The sequence below is a fragment of the Chitinophaga niastensis genome, assembly GCF_003014755.1.
GTDB classification, from domain to species: domain Bacteria; phylum Bacteroidota; class Bacteroidia; order Chitinophagales; family Chitinophagaceae; genus Chitinophaga; species Chitinophaga niastensis.
On sequence record NZ_PYAW01000002.1, the window covers coordinates 447866 to 470747 of the forward strand.

Genomic DNA, 22882 nt, shown 5'->3' on the forward strand with positions numbered 1-22882 from the left:
ATATGAGAAATTGTACTGTTCATTATTTATACAAAACATTACTTGTAGGAGTACTGCTGCTGCTGGCATGCCGGCTGTCGGCACAAACGGATATCAGTATTGGTAATAGTACCACTGGTAATACCAGCACCGGGTATCCGTGTCCGTTACAAGACTACTATGAAGGCAGCAGGGCACAGTTCCTGTATCGTGCCTCGGAACTCAATGCAGCGGGGATGTCTACCGGTGTTATCAGTGCGCTGAAATTCATGGTAACGAATCTTAATAATGCCGATACCGCTGAGCAATACACCGTCAAAATAGGAACTACCACGGATACCTCGCTGGACCAAAATAGCTGGATAACAGTTGGTAACCAGGTATACGGGCCTATTGATTATGCATTCAAAACCGGCGTAAATGCTTTCACTTTCTCTTCCGGTTTTTTCTGGAACGGATCAGATAATATCGTGATAGAAATATGTAACGGCGCACTTAATTCGGATTCAAGGGTTACGTATACGTATAATCCTACAGTGCCCTTTACTACGAACCTTTCCTTTAACGGTTCACATACTTACAGAGTAGATAATCAAAATTATTTGTGTGGCACCACCAGCACCAGCAATTCAGGTGATATGACCACACGGCCGGATATAAAATTTTCGTGGACTGCAGCTGCACCCTGCACAGGAACACCTGCCGCAGGCACCGCCACTGCCAGTACCACCAATGCTTGTCTGAACAGTGCTTTCAGTGTTAGTTTATCCGGTACCACTATTGCGTCAGGACTAACGTATCAATGGCAATCATCTGCCAACAATACTACCTGGACAGATATCATCGGCGCCACTTCAAACAGGCTTACTACTACGCAAACAGTTACCAGCTATTACCGTTGTAAGGTAACGTGTACTACCAGTAGTACGCAGGTATTTTCCAATAGTGTGGCGGTGAGCTCTCCGCTTCCTGTATCCGGTACGTTCACTATCAATAAAGCAATACCCACAGGCGCCGGCAATTTTGCCTCTTTTAATGATGCCTATAACTATATGAAATGCGGCATCAGCGGTCCCATAATATTCAATGTAGTGGCAGGTAGCGGGCTATATAATGAGCAACTGGTATTACAACCGGTGCCAGGGGCCTCTGCTGCTAATACCATCACCTTTAACGGTAATGGGGATACGCTTGCATTTGCCGGCACTTCCGCTGCACGTGCGGTGATAAAACTGGATGATGCAGATTATTTTACTTTTAATAATCTTGTTATCAAAAACCGCAGCACCAGTTCTTCTTCCTATGGTTGGGGCGTACACCTCACTAATAATGCGGATTACAACACTTTCAGCAACTGTACTTTTTTGCTGGATACCACGGCCTCCGCTTCCAATTATGCAGGTATTGTTATCAGTAGTTCCAGCACTTCGCCCACCAGTAGTGGTGATGCAAGGTGTGATTTTAATACGTTTACAGGAAATACGATCAACGGTGGCTACTATGGTATTGTGATGGCGGGCAGTATCACCATGGCCAATGGTAATAACAAAATTACCAACAATAAAATCAGCAACTTCTATAACTATGGTATTTATATCACCGGCTCTTTTAATACACTGATAGAAAATAATATAATCAGCAGACCCACACGTAGTAATGTAACTACCTTCTATGGTATTTACTTTACCAGCTTAAGTACCAAAGCAAATATTACCCGTAACATTATCCGCGATCCTTTTGGCGGTGCACCCAATAGCACCAGCAGTACTTATGGTATTTACTTCAGCAGTACTGATGCCTTATCGCAATTGGAAAATGTTGTCAGCAATAACCTCCTGTATAATTTTTCCGGTAAGGGAGATGCTTATGGTATTTATAATTCAAGTTCTGATAATGTTTGGTATTATCACAATACCATTGCGCTGGACGGTGCTGCTACAAACTCCACAAGTTATACTTCGCGTGGGTTTTATCAAACATCAAAAGCGGATGGAGTTGAATTTTTAAATAACCTGATTGCTGTAACACGCGCCGGTGGAGGTAGTAAGTTCTGCGTTTATTTTGGCGCAACCGATGGAACTATTCATGCCAACAGAAATGACTATTACCTGTCTACTGCTACAGGTACCAATAATATCGGATACTATGGTACTGCCGGCACAGCGAGTTTACTGGATTGGCAAACGGCTTCCAAACAGGATTCCAACTCAGTTAGCTCTAATCCTTTATTTGTAGCACCGGCTTCCGGAAATTATACGCCAGCCAATGCTTCTATCGATAACAAAGGAACACCGGTAAATATCCTGGTAGATCTTAATAATGCGCCGAGAAGTACCAGCACACCGGATATTGGTGCTATCGAATTTACACCTGGTCCTTGTATTACACCACCGATAGGAGGTAATGCACATGTGAGTCCTGCGGCGATATGTGTAAACAGGAAGGTATCGTTATCGCTAACGGATAATACAATCGGTTTGGGGCAAACGTACCAGTGGCAAACAGCTGCTACTGCTACCGGCACCTATACTCCGATAGGTGGCGTGCTAACTAATCCGGATACAGCAGTCACGGCTATCGCTACTACTTATTATCGTGTAGCCGTTACATGTAGTGGTAATACTTCCTATTCCGCTCCTGTATTGTTGACCGTAAATCCTGCTTTCCCTGCAGGTACCTACACCATTAATAAGGGTGCGCCAGCCAGTGCTACCAACTTCGTCAGCTTTAATGCTGCCAAAGCAGCGATGGAATGTGGTATACAAGGCCCCATTGTACTCAATGTGGTAGCCGGTTCCGGGCCATACCTGGAACAATTGGTGCTGGATTCCATTGCAGGTACTTCTGCCGTTAATACCATTACGTTTAACGGTAACGGCAATACGATAAAATTTGCGCCTACAGAAAGTAATGAACGTGCCGTGATAAAACTGCGCACCGCAGATCATATCACGTTCGACAGCCTTACTATAGATGCTACCAGTGTAGACTATGGTTATGCTATACATATTCTGAATAATGCAGATAGCAACACTATCAGCCGCTGTAATATTATCGCTGATTTGGATAATAGTTATCAGGACTATGCCGGTATCGTTATTAATGGCAGCGACTCCTACGCCACCACAGGCGCCAATAATAACTGTGATGGTAATACTATTGTGAAAAACACAATTACCGGTGGTTATTATGGTATTGTTATTTACAGTACTGCAAGCAGCCCGGTTAGTGGAAATACGATCCTGAATAATACGGTGAAAGATTTTTATGCTACTGGTATAATGGCCACTGGTACCACTAAAACGCTGATTGATCACAATGATGTTTTCAGACCAGCCCGTACATCCAGCAGCTATTCATTGCATGGTATCAGTGTGGGAGATAAGGGGACGGATGTAGTGGTAAGTAATAACCGTATACACAACCTGATTGGTGGCGACCCTACCAGCGGCTCTTCTATTTACGGTATAGAACATTCTTATGCAGATGCCACTGCTGCCAGCCCTTCAAAAGTTTTCAACAATATCATTTATGATATACGTGGTTCCGGCTACCAGTATGGCTTCTCCAACTATAGCGCTGATTACGTGTATTATTATCATAACACGGTTGTGCTGAATGATAATAAGAATACATCAAATGTGGATGCTACCGCATTTGATCAGTCGAGCAGTGCAGCGGGGCTTCAGTTCTTTGATAATATTGTGGATGTAAGCAGAACCGGTAATGGTGACAGGGTGGGTCTGGATATTTATACCAGCTCTACTATTGCTTCCAATTACAACGATATCTATGTAAAAAGTAGTAATAACACTGCTTATGTGGGTAGGATGAATGGAGCTTCGCCTACACTTGCAGCGTGGAGAACTGCTACCAAACTGGATAGTAACTCTCTCTCCATACAACCTGTATTTGCAGATCCGGCGAATGGGAATTATGCACCGGTTATTTCTCCGTTAGATAATTCGGGTAAAGCAGTGGGTATCACCAATGATATTCTTGGTGTTGTAAGAAGCACCACCAAACCGGATATGGGCGCGTATGAAGTAAACATTCCGCTTTGTGCCAAACCTGTGGTACCTGGTACATCTACTGTTGATCCGCTTACGCCTGTTTGTATGGGTACGCAGATTAAACTGGATCTCACAGGCAACAGCGCCGGTGGTACACAAACTTACCATTGGCAACGCGCCGTGAGCGTAAACGGACCATGGGAATTTGCCAGCGATACACAATATGTAAGTACATTCAACACCATCATTGGTGTACAGAATTACTACCGCTGCCTCATTGTATGCGGTGGCACTGATACGGCTTATGCTGTACCTGTAAAGGCTAATCTGAATCCGCCTTTGCTGGCAGGAACGTATACAATTGATCCTTCCAAACCTTCCAGCGTTACCAACTTCCAGTCGTTCAGCAGTGCTGCTTCCAAACTGGAATGTGGTATAGCCGGTCCTGTTACCTTCCTGGCAAAAGCCGGTACTTATAATGAGCAGGTAGCTATGCATCATATTCCGGGTGCATCAGCGGTGAACAGGGTGACCTTCAGCAGTGAAACAAATACAGCTGCTGCTGTAACGCTTACCTATGCAGGTACTTCAGCGTTGAACTACGTGTTGCTGCTGGATAGTGTGGATTATGTTACCTGGAAAGCCATTACCATCAAACCAGCCGATACTGTTAATGCCAGGGGAGTGGTATATGCTAAATCATCTTCCTATGACAGCATTGTTAATTGTGGAGTTACCTTACCGGTTACTACCAGTACAGGAAATACTATCTCCGGTGTATATGCAAATCAATGTGTGGGATTGGGTAATGTGATCACCGGAAACACTATCACTAACGGCTCCAATGGTATTTACTGGGAAGGCAGCTACAGCAATGTTACGCCTGGGCTGGTACTGGATAGTAATATCCTGAACGGTGCATATACAAATGGTATTTATGCCAACTACATTGATAGCCTGATAGCTACGCGTAACCAGGTGAATTTAAGCGGTGCGCTTGCATTTACTGCGTATGGTATCTATGTGAGCAACTGTAGTAACGGTTTCGCCCTGCCAAATAACAAGATCAATATTACCAATGTAACGAGCAAGGTATATGGTATTTACCTGAGCTACTGTTCAGCCAGCGCTGGTATTAGAAGTATGGTGACAGGCAACAAGGTTGTTGCCAGAGGAGGTAATACCAATGATGTGTATGGCCTGGCGCTCTATTCTGATGGTTATAGTAACGTATTGAATAATGTGATCAGTGTACAAACTACGGGTAGCAATGCTTACGGTCTTTACAGTGAAAGCAATAACAACATCAGCTACTATAATAACTCCGTGCTGAATAGTGCTACTGCTACTGTGGATAACTATGCTGCTTATTTCATGCATGATTATTCCAGCAGCGGAAATATCAAGATAAAGAACAACATTTTTGCGCATGACACTTCAGGTAGCGCCATGTATATTTCCAAGCCTGATTATCTGAAGAGTGATTACAATACACTGTATACAAAAGGTACTGTTTTGGTGAGTCAACTTACGCCGGCAGGTACTTTTGCCACATTACAGCAGTATAAAGATGCAGATACACTGGATGTGAATTCCATTGTTTATAAACCGGCATTCGTGAATAATACAGAGCTGAAACCTGATATTACCAATCCGGAAGTATGGGCTATTCATGGCCGTGGTGTGCAGATAGAAGGTAATGATAAAGATATCAACGGTGCCTTCAGAGCTGTTAAATTAACACAAGGTGTACCTGATATGGGCGCCTACGCATTCCTGCCAACATCAGTGCCTCCTGTACTGCCGGCGTTTCCGGCTGTTCCGGCACCAGGCATTACGCAAACATTTATGTTTGGTACAGATACCGTAACAAAAATTACGTGGAATGCAGGGGCACCTGTTCCTGGTAATATCGCTGTGAGACGCTACTCCGGCGTTAAGCCACCTAACCTGGCCAACGGTACGGATTTTATGTATTTCTATACTGATATAGACGTAACACCAGCTACCGGTACGTATAATTTTAATATTGATCAGTTTTATATAGATCCATGGCAGGGCTTTATTCCACGCCAGCGGGATATCAGGATGGGACGTACAGACAGTTCCAATACCTGGATAGTAGATTCACTGAGCAGGGTAAATGATATTACCAATGTGATCAGGGATAGCAGCCTGCATTACCTGGATAAATTTACCGGGCTGAATGGCGGTAACACTGCAGGGCAGCTGTTACAACCGGCAGATAGTTCCAACAGGGGTACACGCTTCTGGGTAGGTTATGGTCACCACCAGTTTTTCTCCGGAGATAATTCCCAGAACATGGTGCTGTACCTGAATGCAAAGGACTCTTCCAATGTAACAGTGCGTATCAATGGTACCAGCTGGGAACGTGTGTATCATATTCCTGCGAACAAAACCATTACCACTGAAATAATACCTAAAACAGGACTGAATGATGCCCGCTTCCTGGATGAAGGCTTCTCCGACAGGGCTATCAGTATTGAAAGTGATGTGCCTATTGTAGCTTATGCACATATTTATGGCAGTGCATCTTCCGGCGCTACTATGTTGTTGCCGGTGGGTACCTATGGCTATGACTACGCTACGTTATCATCCCGTCAATACTACAGCGACAATACTTATTCCTGGTTCTATGTAGTGGCAGATTATGATAATACAACAGTAGAGATTACTCCTTCTGTACCAACGCTTGCAGGAAAAGCTGCCAATAAAACGTTTACGGTTACACTGAATAAAGGGGAAGCGTACCAGGTGTTGGGTGCACTGATACCAGGCACTTTCAGTGAAGGGTATGATTTATCCGGTAGCCATGTAAGATCTGTTGTAAATGGAGATGGCAAATGCTGGCCGATGGCTGTTTTCTCTGGTAGTAGCCGTACAGGCCTTGGTTGTGGCGGATCTCCCGGTAGCTCAGGAGATAACTTTATCCAGCAAAACTTCCCGTCGCAGGCATGGGGTAAAAAATATCTCACTGCGCCTACTTCCAACAGCAGAGCTGCTAACTCTTTCATGACTAATATTTACCGGGTACTGGTAAAAGATACAGCTACCAAAGTAAAAATAAACGGAGGGCTTGTTACAGGATTAATTAATAGCCGCTTCTACCAATACGAAAGCAATTCAGCTGATTTTATAGAAGCTGATCAGCCGATCATGGTTGCGCAGTACATGTCATCTGCCGGAGGCTGTCCTAATACCGGTGGTGATGGTGATCCTGAAATGATTTACCTGAGTCCTGTTGAACAGGGAATTAAACAGGTAGGACTTTATCGTACTACGAGAGAATCTATTAATGTAAACTATCTGACCCTCATAATACCTACAGCAGGTGTGGCTTCCCTGCGGATTGACGGTAGTGCCGCAGTGGACCATACTTATCCGCATCCTAACGCTAATGGATATACGGTTGTGGTAAAACGTTGGGCAGCAGCCAATACGCAGTGCGCTGTAGTCAGTGATTCGGCCTTTACCGCCATCACTTATGGTCTGGGCAGTGTGGAAAGTTATGGTTATAACGCAGGTACGCTGGTGAAGAACCTGAATATTCTTCCTTCTTTCAACAACGTACTGAATAATAGCGGCGTGAGTAACACATACACCTGTGCTAAAACACCATTCCGCTTCTCCATGCTGATACCGGTGAAACCAACGGTGCTCACCTGGAAACTCAGTAAGGTAGCCAATTTGTCGCCTAAAGCAGATGTAGTGCAGAACAATCCGGTGCCGAAAGACTCGCTGACAGCAAATGACAGAAAATACTACCGCTTTGAATTACCGGATGATTATGTGTTTACAGTGCCGGGTAAGTATTATGTACCTATTGTGCTTACACATCCTGATATCGAAAGCTGTAGTAATAGTTTTGAAAGTATCCTGGAAGTGAAAGTGATTCCTGCGCCGGTAGTAGATTTCAGTGTAGCCTATTCCGGTTGTCTGATTGATGGTGCACAGTTCAAGGGCATTGCTGCTACCAGTAATGGTGTGGGCATCAATACCTGGAAATGGAATTTCGCAGATTCTACTTTCTCATCTGCAAAAGATACCGTTAAGTATTTCAAATATCCGGGTATTCACCAGGTGAAACTGAGCATTGTCGCAGCTGAAGGTTGTGTGGGTGATACGACTAAAGAAGTAGACGTATATGCAGCTGCTGTTGCCTTCCTGGTAAAAGATTCCATGACAGTATGTAGTGGAACAGATGTGACTTTGGCCGTGAAGAACCCTGAACCGGGTGTGTTGTACAATTGGTATGATGCTCCTGTTGCAGGTAATTTATTACATACCGGTAACGACTATACGCTTCCGGCAATTACCAACAGCGGTGTATTTTATGTAGAAACAATCACGCACGGATGTCCGGGGCTGACCCGCGCTAAAGCCGTAGTGAATGTATTGCCGGTACTGGCAACACCTGTAGTAACAGTAGATAGCACAGGTGTGAATATGCTGCGGTTCAAATGGAATGCCATTGCCAATGCAACGGGTTATGAAGTGTCTGTTGATGGTGGCACCACCTGGACTTTGCCATCTTCCGGCAGAGAAGGATTGGTACATGTTATTAACGGATTGCAACCAACACAGACAGTGAAACTGCTCGTACGTGCAAAAGGTTGTGAAGACAAGATGTCGCAGCCGGCTGAAGGTAAAACATTGCCTGACGGCGTATATATCCCCAATACGTTTACGCCTAACAACGATGGAAAGAATGATGTCTTGCTGGTGTATGGTTATATCATCAAAGACCTGCACATGGCCATTTTTGATCAGTGGGGCGAAAAAGTATTTGAATCCAATAGCCAGACAACGGGCTGGGATGGCATCTACAAAGGAAAGGCATTGCCTTCCGGCGTATACATCTATGTATGTCACCTCACGCTCACTGACGGAACCAAAGTAGAAAAGAAAGGTGTGATTAACCTGATCCGCTAAAGAGTAAAAATCTGCAGTATGAAAAAGATGAAGAAGAAAATTTTGCTGCTGATAATTGGATGCGCGCTGTTGCATTGGCCTCGTGCCAATGCAACAACGTACGTCTGCCGGCAGGGAATAGACAGTTTGTTAAACAGCGCACGCGCCGTAGTAGTATATCCTAACCCGGTAGTGAATGCACTGCATGTGCGGTCCGGCAAAGGGATACAGGAACTGGTGCTGTACGCCATGGATGGCAGGATGGTAAAAAAAGTAACAAGCACCGGAAAGAGTAACCAGTTATATCTATCAGATCTGCAATGCGGTGCTTATATGCTGAATGCCATTTTTGAAGATGGTACAAAGACGTCGAAGATGATCATAAAACAATAATCATTTCAATATGAAAAATTGAAAAAAGATGTCAACCCAATTAACATATCATGCCGTTGGCCCGGTCATTAAGAAAGCTTGCATTGCCATATCTGTGATACTGTTGCAATTCGTAGCCCTTGTTGCATATGCCCAGAATCTTTCCAATAAAGGGAAAGATTTCTGGGTGGGCTACGGACACCATCAGTTCATGGAGATAGGGCAGAGTAACAGCCAGGAAATGATCCTGTACCTGAGTGCGGAACAGCCGGCCACTGTTACCGTTACTATTACCGGCACAAGCTGGACCCGGACGTATACCATTCCGGCCAATACGGTTATTGCTTCCGATCTGATCCCGAAAACAGGCGCTAATGACGCCCGGTTGTATTCACTGCCACCCTCTTACGGTGGTACTGGCGGAGAAGGTATTTTTGCCAATAAGGCTATTCATATTCAGAGCAATGTACCTATTGTAGCGTATGCACATATTTATGGCAGCGCCTCTTCCGGTGCTACTATGCTGATGCCGGAAGAAACATGGGGCTATTCCTACATCTCTGTAAACAGTCAGCAGAATTATGCCGACGATTGTTTTTCCTGGATGTATGTGGTGGCTAACCAGAATAATACAGTGATCCAGATTACGCCTTCTGCATTAACCCGTAATGGTCGTGCAGCTGGTGTGCCTTTTACAGCCACCCTTAACAGGGGTGAAATTTATCAGCTGGTAGGCGCTTCGCTCGGCAATGGTTTGGGCAGGCAGCTAACCGGTACTACCGTAAAATCCATTGCCAACAGTAATGGTGAGTGTTATCCGGTAGCTGTATTTTCAGGTAGTAGTCGCACTTCCATTACCTGTAACAATTTCGGTAGCAGCGGAGATAATAATATTCAGCAGATTTTTCCTTTTCAGGCGTGGGGTAAACGTTATCTGACATCCCCTACTTCTGAAGATAATACCCCTTCTTCGCTGAATTATGATATTTATAAAGTGGTGGTAAAAGATCCTGCCACGGTGGTAAAGAAAAATGGCGTGGTGTTGAATCCAACAACGCTGATTGGTAATTCCTATTACGAGTATGTTAGTAATACGGCTGATTATATAGAGTCCGATAAACCGGTACTGGTAGCACAGTTTATGACTTCTGCCGGTGCCTGTGGTAATAATTATGGGTTGGGTGATCCGGAAATGGTATACCTCAGCCCTATAGAGCAGGCCATCAAAAGAGTAGGATTTTACCGGAACACCCGGGAGTTTATAGAAGTGAATTATCTCACGTTGATCATTCCCACCGCCGGTGTAAATTCTTTATTGATAGATGGCAGCCCTACATTCGATTTCTCTTACGTGCACCCTAACCTGAACGGATACACGGTAGTGATCAAACGATGGCCCGCTGCGGCAGCGCAATGTCTTGTTTCCAGTGATTCTGCCTTTACAGCTGTTACCTACGGTTTGGGTAGTGTGGAGAGTTACGGTTACAACGCCGGAACAATGATTAACAACCTGAATGCGGTAGGATCTATTCACAATACTTACGATACTTCTAAAACATCCAATGATTTTACCTGTACAAATACACCTGTGCAACTGTCCATTTTAATGGCGTATAAGCCTACCAAAATGGTATGGAAGCTCAGTACACTCGGTACCAATGTTACGCCAAATGCAGACGTTACTGATAATGCACCGGTAAGTACCGGTACCGTGGTGGTAAACGGTATAACCTATTACAAGTATACTTTGCCCGGCACTTATATGTTTAGTACAATAGGCGAATATGATGTGCCGGTAATGACTACACATCCCAGTATTGAAAATTGTAACAATACAGAAAAGGTAGGGTTTATAGTGTCTGTTAAGGGCAAGCCCAGAGCAGTGATGAGTTATATACATAATGGTTGTACACTGGATACTGTTTATTTTAAAGGAGATAGCAGCCTTAAAAATCCTGTGATAGACAGATGGAAATGGGACTTCCCGGGCGCCGTGAAAGATAGTGGTGTGCAGGTGGGGAAGGTGTTTCCTGTTGGCACTTCCGCTGTAAATCTGACGGTTATTTCCAAAGATGGATGCGTAGGAGATACTGCTTTCCAGGTGACTACCGTTGCCAAACCGGTAGCTTCCTTTACCACAGATGTGGCTGCATTATGTGAGACGGGTACTTTAAAACTAACAGATAATTCTACTTATGGCGGCACCGCAGTATTAAAAGCATGGTACTGGAATTTTGGTAATGATACCATACGTAATGCTACCACAGGTGCGGCACAAACGATCGTTTATAAAGATCATAATACCTATACCATCAAGCATATGGTAAAAGTAAGTGATCTGTGTATCAGTGATACTGTTACAAAACAGTTCACCGTATATGCTAACCCTACTACGTTATTTGCTTATCCTGGTAATTGTTTGCCGGTTAATGGTGTTGTACAGTTTACCAGCGCAGCCGCAGTGCCGGATGTACAAACACTAACAGCGCACGCCTGGGATTTTGGTGATGCCGGTGCTACGCCAGCAAATCCAAATACAGCTGCAATAAAAGATCCCACACACGCCTATACGAAGTTTGGTACTTATACCATCAGGTATAGTGTAACTACCGATAAAGGCTGTAAGAAAGATACCGTTGTAACAGCCACCTTTAAGCTGAAACCGCAGCTGGCCTACGCCGCATTAACAGGTAGCTGCGTTAACGTAAAAGGCAGTGTGGCAGTGGCTAAAGCGGTGGTGCAGAACGGCGTTACCGGTATCGGCTATTACCGCGGACCGGCTACTGATTCGGCAGGTAATTTTACGCCTGCTATAGCCGGTGTAGGTACCCATACGATCTGGTATGTGTTTAATACCACCAGCGGTTGCGCAGATTCTATCTCTGCCAGTATGGTTGTATATCCCAAACCGGCAGCAGCTTTTGTAGCAACCGCGGATTTGTGCCTGGGACAAAATGCAACTTTCACAGATCAGTCGGCCATCAGTGCGGGCGCTATTACCAACTGGAAATGGGACATGGCTAACGGTACACAAACAAATAACACCAACAACAATCCTTTTACTATAGCCTATCTGAAAGATTCCAGCTACCTCGTGAAACTGGTGGCGGTGAGTGATCATAATTGTATCAGTGATACAGCCAGTGCTACGGTGTCTGTACATCCTTTACCGGTACCGGATTTCAACCTGCCGGACAAGGTGTGTATGCCGGATGGTACAGCCGCATTTGTGAACCTGACTACGGTGAAAGATAAATCGGTGCTGACGTACCAATGGAATTTTGGTGATGGCAGTGCGGGATCAGCGGCAAAAGATCCAACGTATCAATACAAGGCGTATGGCCCGTTTGATGTAAAGCTGGCAGCTACTACCGCATACGGCTGTACGAATTTTACTACTAAAACATTGAGTGCATTCTTTGGTCAGCCGGTAGCTGCTTTTAAAGTATCTCCGGATACACTTTGCCAGGGCACCGACAATGTATTTACAGATCAGAGTACAGATGCAACAGACCGTATTAATAAGTGGGAGTGGAGCTTTGGCGATGGTACTACTTCAACGGATCAGAACCCTGTGAAGAAGTACACCCAGCCACAGGATTATACGGTGGAACTGAAGGTGTCGAATAAGTCGGGATGCGCTTCTGCTATGTATAGCAGTAAGGTGGTAGTATACCTGCAACCGGTTATCGATGCGGGTCCTTCTTTCATTGTACCACAAGGCACGAAGATCAGTTTTTCACCGGTAGCAAATGATTCCGTTAACCTCACTTTCAGGTGGGAACCTGCAGCAGATTTTCCTAATCCATCTCTGCTATCGCCGGTAATAGCGGCTATGCATGATGGCACCTATACGCTTACTGCTACCGGTAAACATAACTGTACCGCCAGTGATTTTATGACGGTGAAAGTGTTGAAACCGGTATTACCACCAAATGCTTTCTCTCCCAACGGAGATAATATCAACGATACCTGGGTCCTCAAAAATCTGAGTGACTATGCAGGTTGTACGGTGGAAGTATTTAACCGCTACGGAGAAAGAGTATTTCATTCAGTGGGCTATGATGTGCCGTGGGACGGTACTTTCAAGGGTAACCGGTTGCCCATGGCCACTTACTATTATGTCATCAGGCTCAGGAGCGGATTTGAGCCGATCACCGGTTATGTAACTATTATCAGGTAAAGTAAATCATTCACATAAAACAGGATTGTAAATGAGAACTAACATTGTAACATTATTAATATTTGTAGCCGCTACCCTGGCTGGTACCCGGCTGGTGGCACAGAGTGATCCCCATTTCTCCCAGTATTACGCATATCCGTCGTGGTTAAACCCGGCGCTCACCGGTGTATTTGATGGTGACTACCGGATAGCTGCGATCTATCGTACACAATGGGGAAATATCAGTCCATTTAAAACGTATGGGATCAGCGCAGAAATACCTACTGCCAAAAATATAAACCTCGGTGCCAGTGTACTGAATCAAACCGCTGGAGATGGTGGTTATAACTATACCACAGGTTATATAAGCGCTGCTTATACAGGTGTAAAACTGGATGCATCGCATTTTCATCAGCTGAATTTTGGATTGCAGCTGGGTTTTATTCAGCGCCGGTTTGATCCCTCCAAGCTCACTTATGGTGAGCAATGGAACCCGGTTACCGGTTATAACCCCGGTAATCCTGTGTCTGATGCGTTAACACGCACTTCTGCCGCATCTTTTGATGCAGGGGCCGGTGTTTTATATTATGATGCCACACCAGGCAAAAACTACAATATCTATGGTGGTTTTTCTGTCATGCATCTCACCAAACCACAGGATCAGTTCAGTGCAAAAGGTGATGCCCGTTTTCCAATGCGTTTCAACGTACATGGTGGCGTTAAACTAACGTTGTCGGATATACTGAGTATTACCCCCAACTTCCTGTTTATGCAGCAGGGACCTGCACAGGAAAAAATGATCGGCGCTTATGGGCAGCTGAATGCCGCTCCCGGTACAGATTTCCTGCTGGGTCTTAATTACAGGTATAAAGATGCGGTGACCACACACGCGGGATTTATCTACAAAAACATGATGCTGGGCGCCAGTTATGATATCAATACCTCTGATCTGAGTAAGATGGCACGTGGCTCCAACAGCTTCGAAATATCGCTCACATTCATAGGCCGCAGAACAGTAAGGACACCGGAAGTAGAATTTGTTTGTCCAAGATTGTAATCAACTTTTTAAAGCAACAGGTATCTCATGAAAAAAATATTTTTTACAACGGCGGTGCTGTTATCGGGCATGCTATCATACGCACAGTTTACCTATAACTACCTGAAAGCGGCCGATCAGTACTATAGCAAAGAAGACTATAATTCTGCGGCGCAGTATTATGAAAAATATCTGGGCACACGTAATAAAACAGTGAAGCCCGATACTTATAAGCCCTATGCGGCCGTATCAGTGGTAAAGAACAAGACTGTAAAAGTAAGCAGCGAACAACTGGCAGTGTACAAGCTGGCAGAGAGTTATCGCAATCTGCATAATTATCAGAAGGCAGCACCTTACTATGAAACGGTGCTGGAGATGGATAAAGCAGGCTTTCCAATGGCCGCTTATTATTATGCTGTTTCCCTGCGTGCCCTGGGTAAATACGAAGATGCTGCCAAAGCCTTCCACAATTTTGTGGAGAGCTATACCGGCAATGATCGTTTTACAGCCGCGGCCAACAGGGAGTTGCAGAACCTGGAATTTATTACGGGACAATTGAGCAGAAGGGATTTGCAGTTGTATGAAGTGCGTAAAGCCCCGGCAGCATTGAATACTACCGGTGCCAGTTATGCCCCGCTGTGGAGTAATGGTGGCACTTTAATTTTTACATCTACAAGGCCGGACAGTTCTTTTCAAAAAAATCATACGTACATCAATCGTTTGTATACAGCAGATTATGCAGATGGACAAACATCCAACATCAGACTGTTTAACCTGGATCAGCCGGAAGCCCTGCACCAGGGCGCCGCGAGCTTATCGCCGGATGGACAGCTGTTATTCCTTACACGTTGGCATATAGATCATGGTAGAAAAATATCTGCTATCTACCTGGCGCGTAAAAATGGGGATAACTGGAGTCAGCCTGTGCTGATGGATACATTAGTAAATACAGTGGGTAGTAATACACAGCAACCTTACGTGCTGCCGGATGGTCGGACATTGTTATACGCCAGCGATGGGGCCGGTGGCTATGGCGGGTTTGACCTCTGGTACGCTACGTTGGATGAAACGGGTAAACCATTGCAAAAGGCTAACCTGGGTAATGTAATTAATACAGCCGGTAATGAACAGGCACCCTTTTATCACGCTGCTACCGGCACATTGGTATTTTCTAACGATAGCAGAACGGGCATGGGCGGATATGATTTCTTTTCCAGCAAAGGAAGTATCGGCAACTGGAAAACCCCTGTGAATATGGGTTATCCGGTGAACTCTGTGAAAGATGATATCTATTTTGCCAGCAGAAGTAATAATAAAAATATCCTGGATGAAGTATTACTTGGCACAGATCGCGCTGCTGAATGTTGCCTGGAATTATTTTTTGTGCATAAGAACAGGCCTGCCAAACAACTGAGTGGTATGGTAGTATCCTGTGATAATAACACCCCGCTGGCCGATGCAGAAGTGAATATTATTGATACCGTTAATAACAAAATAGTATTCACCCACCGCACAGCAGCAGATGGTACATATGCTTTTACCGTAGATGAATTTTCTCCATTAAAGGCAGTAGCTAACGCCAACGGATACACGACCAATACACAACGTATAGACGTTCCCCTGAATGAAGATACGGCTGCTATTACAGCACCGGTGCTTTGCCTGGTGAAGGATGTTATTCCACCGGCACCTGTGATACTTGAAAACGTGTATTACGATTTCAACAAAGCTACGCTGCGGGAAGGTTCATTTGCAGCGCTCGACAAGCTGGCGCAATTGCTGACGGAGCATCCGGATATGGCCATAGAGCTGAGTGCGCATACCGATAGCAAAGGTAAGGCAGCTTTGAACCAGCGTCTTTCGGAAGCCCGTGCCAAGAGTTGTGTGGAGTACCTGGTTAGCAAAGGTATTGACCGGTCCAGGCTTACTTACATAGGGTATGGTGCAACACAGCCGGTGGCCCCGAATACGCTGGAAGATGGCAGTGATAATCCGGAAGGCAGACAGAAAAACAGGAGGACTGCATTTACTATTCTTAAAAAGTAACGGCAGTGATGTTTAACTCAAAATAGCGAGTCATGAAAAACTTTGTGCTTACAGGACTGCTTATGTTGATGGCGCATGTTGTGCATGCGCAGCAGCAACCACATTATACGCAGTATATCATGAATCCTTTTATTATCAATCCTGCACTGGCGGGTATTGAAAACTACTGGGACCTGCGGCTGAGTCACCGGCATCAGTGGGTGGGAATGAAGGGTGCGCCGGTAACTACTTACCTGACCTTACAAGGGCCATTGCGGAAATCTGATTATGCCACTGCCTCGCCAACGGGATTTGATATTCCGGGTGAGAACCCCAGGGGCAAAGCCTATTGGCAGGATTATACCACGCCGGCACCACATCCGGGTGTGGGGTTAACTATCCTGAACGACAGAACTGGGCCATTGAATCGTTTTTCCGTTACGGGCGCTTATGCACATCACATAAACCTTACGCCGAGAACGAGCATCAGCGCAGGCATTTCCGTAGGGATGCAACAGCTCACGCTGGACGCCAGCAAGGTAGAATTCTATGATCCTGCGGACCCCGTGATCAGCAATACCGGCTTGTTAAATAAATGGCGCCCCGAAGTAAATGCTGGTCTGTGGCTGTATTCCGCTGATTATTTTGTGGGGGTATCTACACTTAATATTATCCCGCAACAAATAGGTTTTGATAACGGCAAAGTAGTAGGCGACTCTGTATACCGCGGTAAGCTGATCCCGCATTTGTTTTTCACCACGGGCTACCGGTTATGGCTAAACGATGATTTGAATGTAATGCCATCTGTGATGCTGAAATTCATCACTGCCATGCCATTAAGTGTGGATGTAAATGCCAAATTCATGTACCGCGATCTCCTTTGGATGGGGGCTTCTTACCGGCTACATGATGGAGTAGCAGCCATGTTTGGTGTTAACATTAATTCCCAGATCAACATAGGTTATTCTTATGATTATACGGCATCATCGCTGAATGTTGTGAGCAAAGGATCGCACGAAATCATGATTGGTTTTTTGTTAGGCAACAAGTATAGAGATACTTGTCCACGGAACGTCTGGTAGCTTATAAATTATTCATTCTATCAATCAGTTAATAAACAAATTAAACAAACACTTAAAATCCAAATTGTCATTATGAAACAGTTTACACGTTGTATGCCCTATGTATTAATTATTGCTGTTGTTGTATTATTTGCTGCCTGCTCTAAAGATGGCGCTACAGGCCCTGCCGGAGCTGCGGGTCCTGATGGAAAACCAGGTACCACCGGTCCTAAAGGCGATTCAGGTGTACCCGGTAGTGCAAATGTTATTTATTCTGCCTGGCTGGATGTAAAGTATGCACCGGCGCAAACACGAACCAATCCAAACGGGACTATTGACACGGTATTGTATATCGCTACACTTCCTGCATTAAAACTGGATTCTGTTTTGTTGGGTAATGCAGTGGTAAATGTATTCTTCAATCTTGGAACGGCCACCGCTCCAAATGTAGTGCCATTGACCTATACAGATGAAAATGGTTTCCTCATCAGGTTTGTGGCATCACCTAAATTAATTACCCTGTTGGCAAATGCGCCTATCAATACGGTAAATACGACTGCAGGAAAACGTTACCAATACAGATATGTGATTATCCCAGGTGGTGTAACTGCCCGTTCTGCAAACAGCATTAACTGGAAAGACTACACGCAGGTAAAAACATACCTGAACTTACAAGACTAAGTTGGCTTTACACAAAGCCACCAGCATAGGAAATGCAGGGCTGCCTTATTCAGGGCGGCCCCCTTAAAAAATATTCATTGACCCAAATATACTATTGCAGTGTATGAACAAGTATAGTGATCTCACGGATCAGGAGTTGATCCGCTTGTATATTTCAGGTAATAACCCTGCTTTTACCACATTGGTACATCGCCATAAGAGAAGACTTTTTACAACAATAGTTTTGCTTGTAAGAGATCGCGCGTTGGCGGAAGACATTTTTCAGGAAGTCTTTATTAAGATTGTAAATGCCCTGCACTCCGGACGGTATACGGATAACAGCCGTTTTCTGGCATGGGCAGTACGCATTGCACACAATTCCTGTATCAGTCATTTCAGAAAAGCAAATGGCTGGTCAAAAACAGTGGTGGAGTACCATGATGAAATTGGTGATAGTATGGAAATGATGGAACATAGCGCAGAACATCACATGATCACTGCTGAAATCAACCATAAGATCGGCGATATGCTGGATCGGTTGCCCAAACTTCAGCGGGAGGCACTTATACTCCGGTATTATGCAGATTTGAGTTATAAGGAAATGGCGCAAATAGTGGGGATAAGCATAAATACAGCGTTGGGGCGGGTAAGATATGCATTAATGAATTTGAGGAAGCAGGTGGGTACGGAAACCCTGGTATAAGGCAGCCCTGCAAATAGGTAGTAATTTACTACCTTTGATAGTATCATATTATAGTATCATGATACTATCAAAATTATTGAAACATGCAGCCACCGTACAATATAACTAACAGTATTTTGGAATTAGTAGCTTCCATATCTGAAAAAACGGGCAAAATAAACGCCTCGGATCTGTATAAACCTACGGCAGCCTTAAGGAAAACAAACAGGATTAAAACAATACACTCTTCTCTTGAAATAGAGGGAAATACACTTTCTTTTGAACAGGTAACGGATATCATCAACAATAAAAGAGTGCTGGCACCACAAAAAGACATTCTTGAAGTGAAGAATGCTATAGCACTTTATGCCCGCCTGAGTGAGTTTAAGCCCAACAATCTAACATCTTTATTGAAAGCACATAAAATATTGATGGATGGTTTGGTGAATTCGCCCGGGAATATACGTACCAAAGCAGTAGGTGTGGTAAAAGGGTCAAAAGTGGCCCATTTGGCTCCTCCCGGGCAAATGGTGAAGCCTCTCATGAATAATTTGTTTGCATATCTAAAAACGTCAAAAGATCTTGCCCTGATCAAAAGTTGTGTATTCCATTATGAGCTGGAATTTATCCATCCTTTTACTGATGGGAATGGTAGAATGGGTCGGTTTTGGCAAACAGTAATATTAATGTCACAATACCCTGTGTTTGAGTTTTTACCGGTGGAAACAATTATAAAGAAGAAACAGAAGGAGTATTATAACGCATTGGGTATTTCGGATAAATCCGGTCACTCTACTGTATTTATTGAGTTTATGTTACAGGTTATTAGCGAGGGACTGGATGAATTATTGCTAAGCCAGTTAACCCCATTATCTGGTAAAGACAGGATTGAGTTGTTCAGGCGGTTTGTTAATAAAAATGCATTTACAAGAAAAGATTATCTCACAAGTTTTAATGATATTTCTTCTGCAACAGCCAGCCGTGATTTGAAAGAGGCTGTGGATAATTATATATTGAAGAAAGATGGAGATAAACGGGCAACAAGTTATAAGTTTATCTAAAAAAATAACAGTATTATCCACATGAGCCAACAACTACTTAATTCCATACAATACCTGATTAAGCTCTCAGAGCAGGAAGCAGACTTCCTGGTATCTTTATTTAAGCGGGTAACCCTTAAAAAAGGAGAGTACTTCCTGCGGGAAGGGAAAGTGTCTACGGAAGTAGCATTTATAGAAAAAGGATTGATAAGATATTTAATGAACCATAACGGAGAGGAAATCAACTATTACTTTTCAAAAGAAGATGAATGGACCGGGAATTATGAAAGCATGCTTTCCCGTAAACCTTCCACCAAAAGTATTGTGGCGTTGGAAACGACCGTTCTCTGGATTCTCTCAGCTGAAAATCTTCAAAAAATATATACTTCCATCAGGGAGGGTGACCGAATGGGAAGATTGATTATTGAAGATGTTTTTGTAAAGACAGCGCAACAACTTACTTCTTTGTATACAGGTACGCCGGAGGAAAGATACCAGGAGTTTTTTACCATATTTCAGGGTATCGAACATCGTATCCCACAGTATATGATTGCTTCTTTCATTGGAGTAAAACCGCAATCACTAAGCAGGATCAGGAGCAGATTAGCTCACAAACATTAGTTAACCCGGATGAACGAAATAGTACCCGGTAGTGCTTATTCAAATAAGTGAAGGCTGACCAGATGGCCAGCCTTCACTTATTTGAATGCGTGTATGCTTATCTGCTATTGATAATTGTAATTATCCCAATAAGGATTTTTTGCCCTTTGGTCAGCTGGCACCCAGAATATTGGTGTGGTAGTATTATTCTCTGGTGCTACTTTTTTGAAGTTATCCGGATTGTTGGTGAGTTCTATCGTAGGAGGGTGAAAATGAGCCACCTGGCTGAGTTTTTCCCGTTTCTCCCATATTCTGATAAAAATTTCCTGTACAATTTCTTCTGCAAGCGGTAATGATCCCGTAAGCCGCATCACAAAGGCACCCAGCCTGTTATGCCAGGTATAAAATAATTGGGCAAACACAGCCTCATCGCCCCGCGATACCCTCAATAGTAAATCTTGTTCACTATTTAACTGCACGGTATTTAAAATATAAAGTAAGGTGCTCCTCTCGAAGCTAATTGGTTGATGCAGCGTAAATATATGGAATGTTATCTTGATAAAAAAGAGAGAAATGCCGGACGGTTATGGCAAAGGAACAGCATTCACCTATTTTTTCAATAACTGTTTTATTTCTTCTTTCGTGTGAGAATAGTGTTTTTTACTGGGATAGAAATCTACTTCTTTTAATGATTTAGATTTTAATACAGGAGAAATATCACCATCCTTCAGATCCCAGAACTTTAATTTTTCTAATTTTTTCATAGATGGGACAAAGGAAAGCGTATGTAACTCAGAAATAAAAAGTTCTTTTATAACATCATTGTTGGCCAGAAAAGGGAAGTCCGTCAGATTTTTACACTTTTCTATCTGTAATTTATTTAATTGCGCCAATTTCCTGATAGCAGTGATATCAGTTAGTTTCGTACAGTAATTTAAGTTAACATCCTGTAAGTCGGGAGCACCTTCAATACCCGACAGACTGGTAAAACTGCCGCCACTCAGCCTGAGTTCCTTTAAGTGGGTCAACCCTGTTAATATGCTACAATCATCCTGGGATAATGCCTTGATCAAAAGATGATGCAGATGTTTCAGGGCTGCGATGTTTTGAAGATCATCGTTATAGGTGAAATACAAGGTTTCCAGTTGTGGTAATTGCGCAAAATCTATCTTAAATTTTTTGTCGTCAAAGGATAATTTTTTTAAGTGCTTTAAATTATACAGTGCGTCAAAGTCCAGTTTCTTTATTTTGAAACTATCAGATACAGATAAAGAGGTGACGAAATCTTTTCCTGAAAACGGCGACAGGTCAAGATCATAGGTCTTGCCGGCATTTGCATTCAATGTATAAATGCGGATGGCCGTATACCCTTTTTTCTGTGCATGATTAAGTCCTTCTGTGATGGATTGCGGATCTATTTCCAGTTCCTGAATATTTTCATTAAAATTATATGCCTTCATTTATCACTTAAAAAATTTCTTTAAATCCGGATAATCGCCGAACCAGAATTTTAAAGATTCCCGGTTAATGCCGTCTTTTCCTTCCCACCAATCTACAGGATAGTGCCAGTCAGAACTCCTGCTCTTGCGGGGAGTAACTCCCAGGTTAGTATATTTGTGCAAAAAACCTTTGTGCGCTGCAGTCTCTAAAATGCTACAATAGCCCAGGGTATCTATAAAAACACGTCTTTGTTCCTCCGTAGATTTAAAGTCTTTAACTGAGCGCAGGCTCTTTAGCATTTTGGTTGGAGTATCCGTATCTGCTGCATTTACAAATAATTCCAATATGGCTGAAAAGATGTCAAAATCTTTTTGTATTGGTTTTATATCGGGTAACAAATTATGTTGCTTCATGATGAAGGCATAGTCATATACATCCGTTCCAATTATCCCACCGCATAAAAACCTTACTACGTTAATCCAGCTTAGATCCACCTTTTTTTTAGCGGGGCCTGTACAAATGGCACATTGATTTAAGAGCTCGGGACTGGCAGGTGTAAAAGAATGCTCAGGCATTGTTTGCATAATAGCAAAAACTGGCAGGCCGGCGCGCCACTCCAAATGATTACTGCTTAAACTTGCTAAAAATAGGTCTGTCGCTTTTTTTTTGAAGGATGCCTTAAATTCTTTAAATAACTGTTTTACTGCCTCATCATGTGTTTGAGCTATTGGATCAAACATCAAACCGGTTTTTTGTGCATACTCAAAATCTTCCGGACTTGTTTCATTAGGCTTCAAAAGATTGTAAGACAATAATATTTTTAAAGCTTTTTTATCTATCTCAGCATTGCTGTCAATGGTTTGTTTAGTCATGCTTATTT

The 22882-nt window shown here is 43.6% G+C and carries 13 protein-coding genes; 10 read left to right on the forward strand and 3 right to left on the reverse strand.

Translation table 11 applies throughout. The features are described from left to right. Positions 1-2 precede the first annotated feature (2 nt). From CLV51_RS10455 to CLV51_RS10500, 10 genes are all read left to right on the forward strand, one after another. Entirely contained in the window at positions 3-8945 is an 8943-nt protein-coding gene (locus tag CLV51_RS10455; RefSeq protein ID WP_106527977.1) for an Ig-like domain-containing protein, read from the forward strand. Between the two features lie 18 nt (positions 8946-8963). Next, a complete protein-coding gene (locus tag CLV51_RS10460; RefSeq protein WP_106527978.1) occupies positions 8964-9317 on the forward strand; it encodes a T9SS type A sorting domain-containing protein in 354 nt (117 codons plus the stop codon). A gap of 28 nt (positions 9318-9345) precedes the next feature. Then, positions 9346-13479 carry a PKD domain-containing protein gene (locus CLV51_RS10465; RefSeq protein WP_106527979.1) on the forward strand — a complete coding sequence of 1378 codons (4134 nt, stop codon included), beginning with the start codon at positions 9346-9348 and terminating at the stop codon, positions 13477-13479. Between the two features lie 31 nt (positions 13480-13510). Then, complete coding sequence (locus tag CLV51_RS10470) at positions 13511-14515, forward strand: PorP/SprF family type IX secretion system membrane protein (protein WP_106527980.1); 1005 nt, start codon at positions 13511-13513, stop codon at positions 14513-14515. 27 nt (positions 14516-14542) lie between these two features. Continuing rightward, positions 14543-16540 (forward strand): OmpA family protein, encoded by a 1998-nt coding sequence (locus CLV51_RS10475; protein ID WP_106527981.1) that lies wholly within the window; start codon positions 14543-14545, stop codon positions 16538-16540. A 32-nt stretch (positions 16541-16572) separates the two neighbouring features. Then, positions 16573-17601: a PorP/SprF family type IX secretion system membrane protein gene (locus tag CLV51_RS10480; RefSeq protein WP_106527982.1), complete on the forward strand. Its 1029-nt coding sequence runs from the start codon at positions 16573-16575 to the stop codon at positions 17599-17601. Positions 17602-17673: 72 nt separating this feature from the next. Continuing rightward, positions 17674-18261 carry a hypothetical protein gene (locus CLV51_RS10485; protein ID WP_106527983.1) on the forward strand — a complete coding sequence of 196 codons (588 nt, stop codon included), beginning with the start codon at positions 17674-17676 and terminating at the stop codon, positions 18259-18261. Between the two features lie 103 nt (positions 18262-18364). Continuing rightward, positions 18365-18943: an RNA polymerase sigma factor gene (locus CLV51_RS10490; RefSeq protein ID WP_106527984.1), complete on the forward strand. Its 579-nt coding sequence runs from the start codon at positions 18365-18367 to the stop codon at positions 18941-18943. A gap of 83 nt (positions 18944-19026) precedes the next feature. Next, positions 19027-19983 carry a Fic family protein gene (locus CLV51_RS10495; protein WP_106527985.1) on the forward strand — a complete coding sequence of 319 codons (957 nt, stop codon included), beginning with the start codon at positions 19027-19029 and terminating at the stop codon, positions 19981-19983. Positions 19984-20004: 21 nt separating this feature from the next. Further along, positions 20005-20583: a Crp/Fnr family transcriptional regulator gene (locus CLV51_RS10500; protein WP_106527986.1), complete on the forward strand. Its 579-nt coding sequence runs from the start codon at positions 20005-20007 to the stop codon at positions 20581-20583. Positions 20584-20687: 104 nt separating this feature from the next. Here the strand turns inward: CLV51_RS10500 and CLV51_RS10505 are convergent, their stop codons facing one another. The 3 genes from CLV51_RS10505 to CLV51_RS10515 all read right to left on the reverse strand — a co-directional run bounded on the left by CLV51_RS10505 (position 20688) and on the right by CLV51_RS10515 (position 22874). Continuing rightward, positions 20688-21011 carry an RNA polymerase sigma factor gene (locus CLV51_RS10505; RefSeq protein WP_106527987.1) on the reverse strand — a complete coding sequence of 108 codons (324 nt, stop codon included), beginning with the start codon at positions 21009-21011 and terminating at the stop codon, positions 20688-20690. Between the two features lie 159 nt (positions 21012-21170). Next, positions 21171-22022: a leucine-rich repeat domain-containing protein gene (locus CLV51_RS10510; protein WP_106527988.1), complete on the reverse strand. Its 852-nt coding sequence runs from the start codon at positions 22020-22022 to the stop codon at positions 21171-21173. Positions 22023-22025: 3 nt separating this feature from the next. Continuing rightward, positions 22026-22874, reverse strand: coding sequence for a hypothetical protein (locus tag CLV51_RS10515; protein ID WP_106527989.1), 849 nt, complete (start codon positions 22872-22874; stop codon positions 22026-22028). Positions 22875-22882 lie beyond the last annotated feature (8 nt).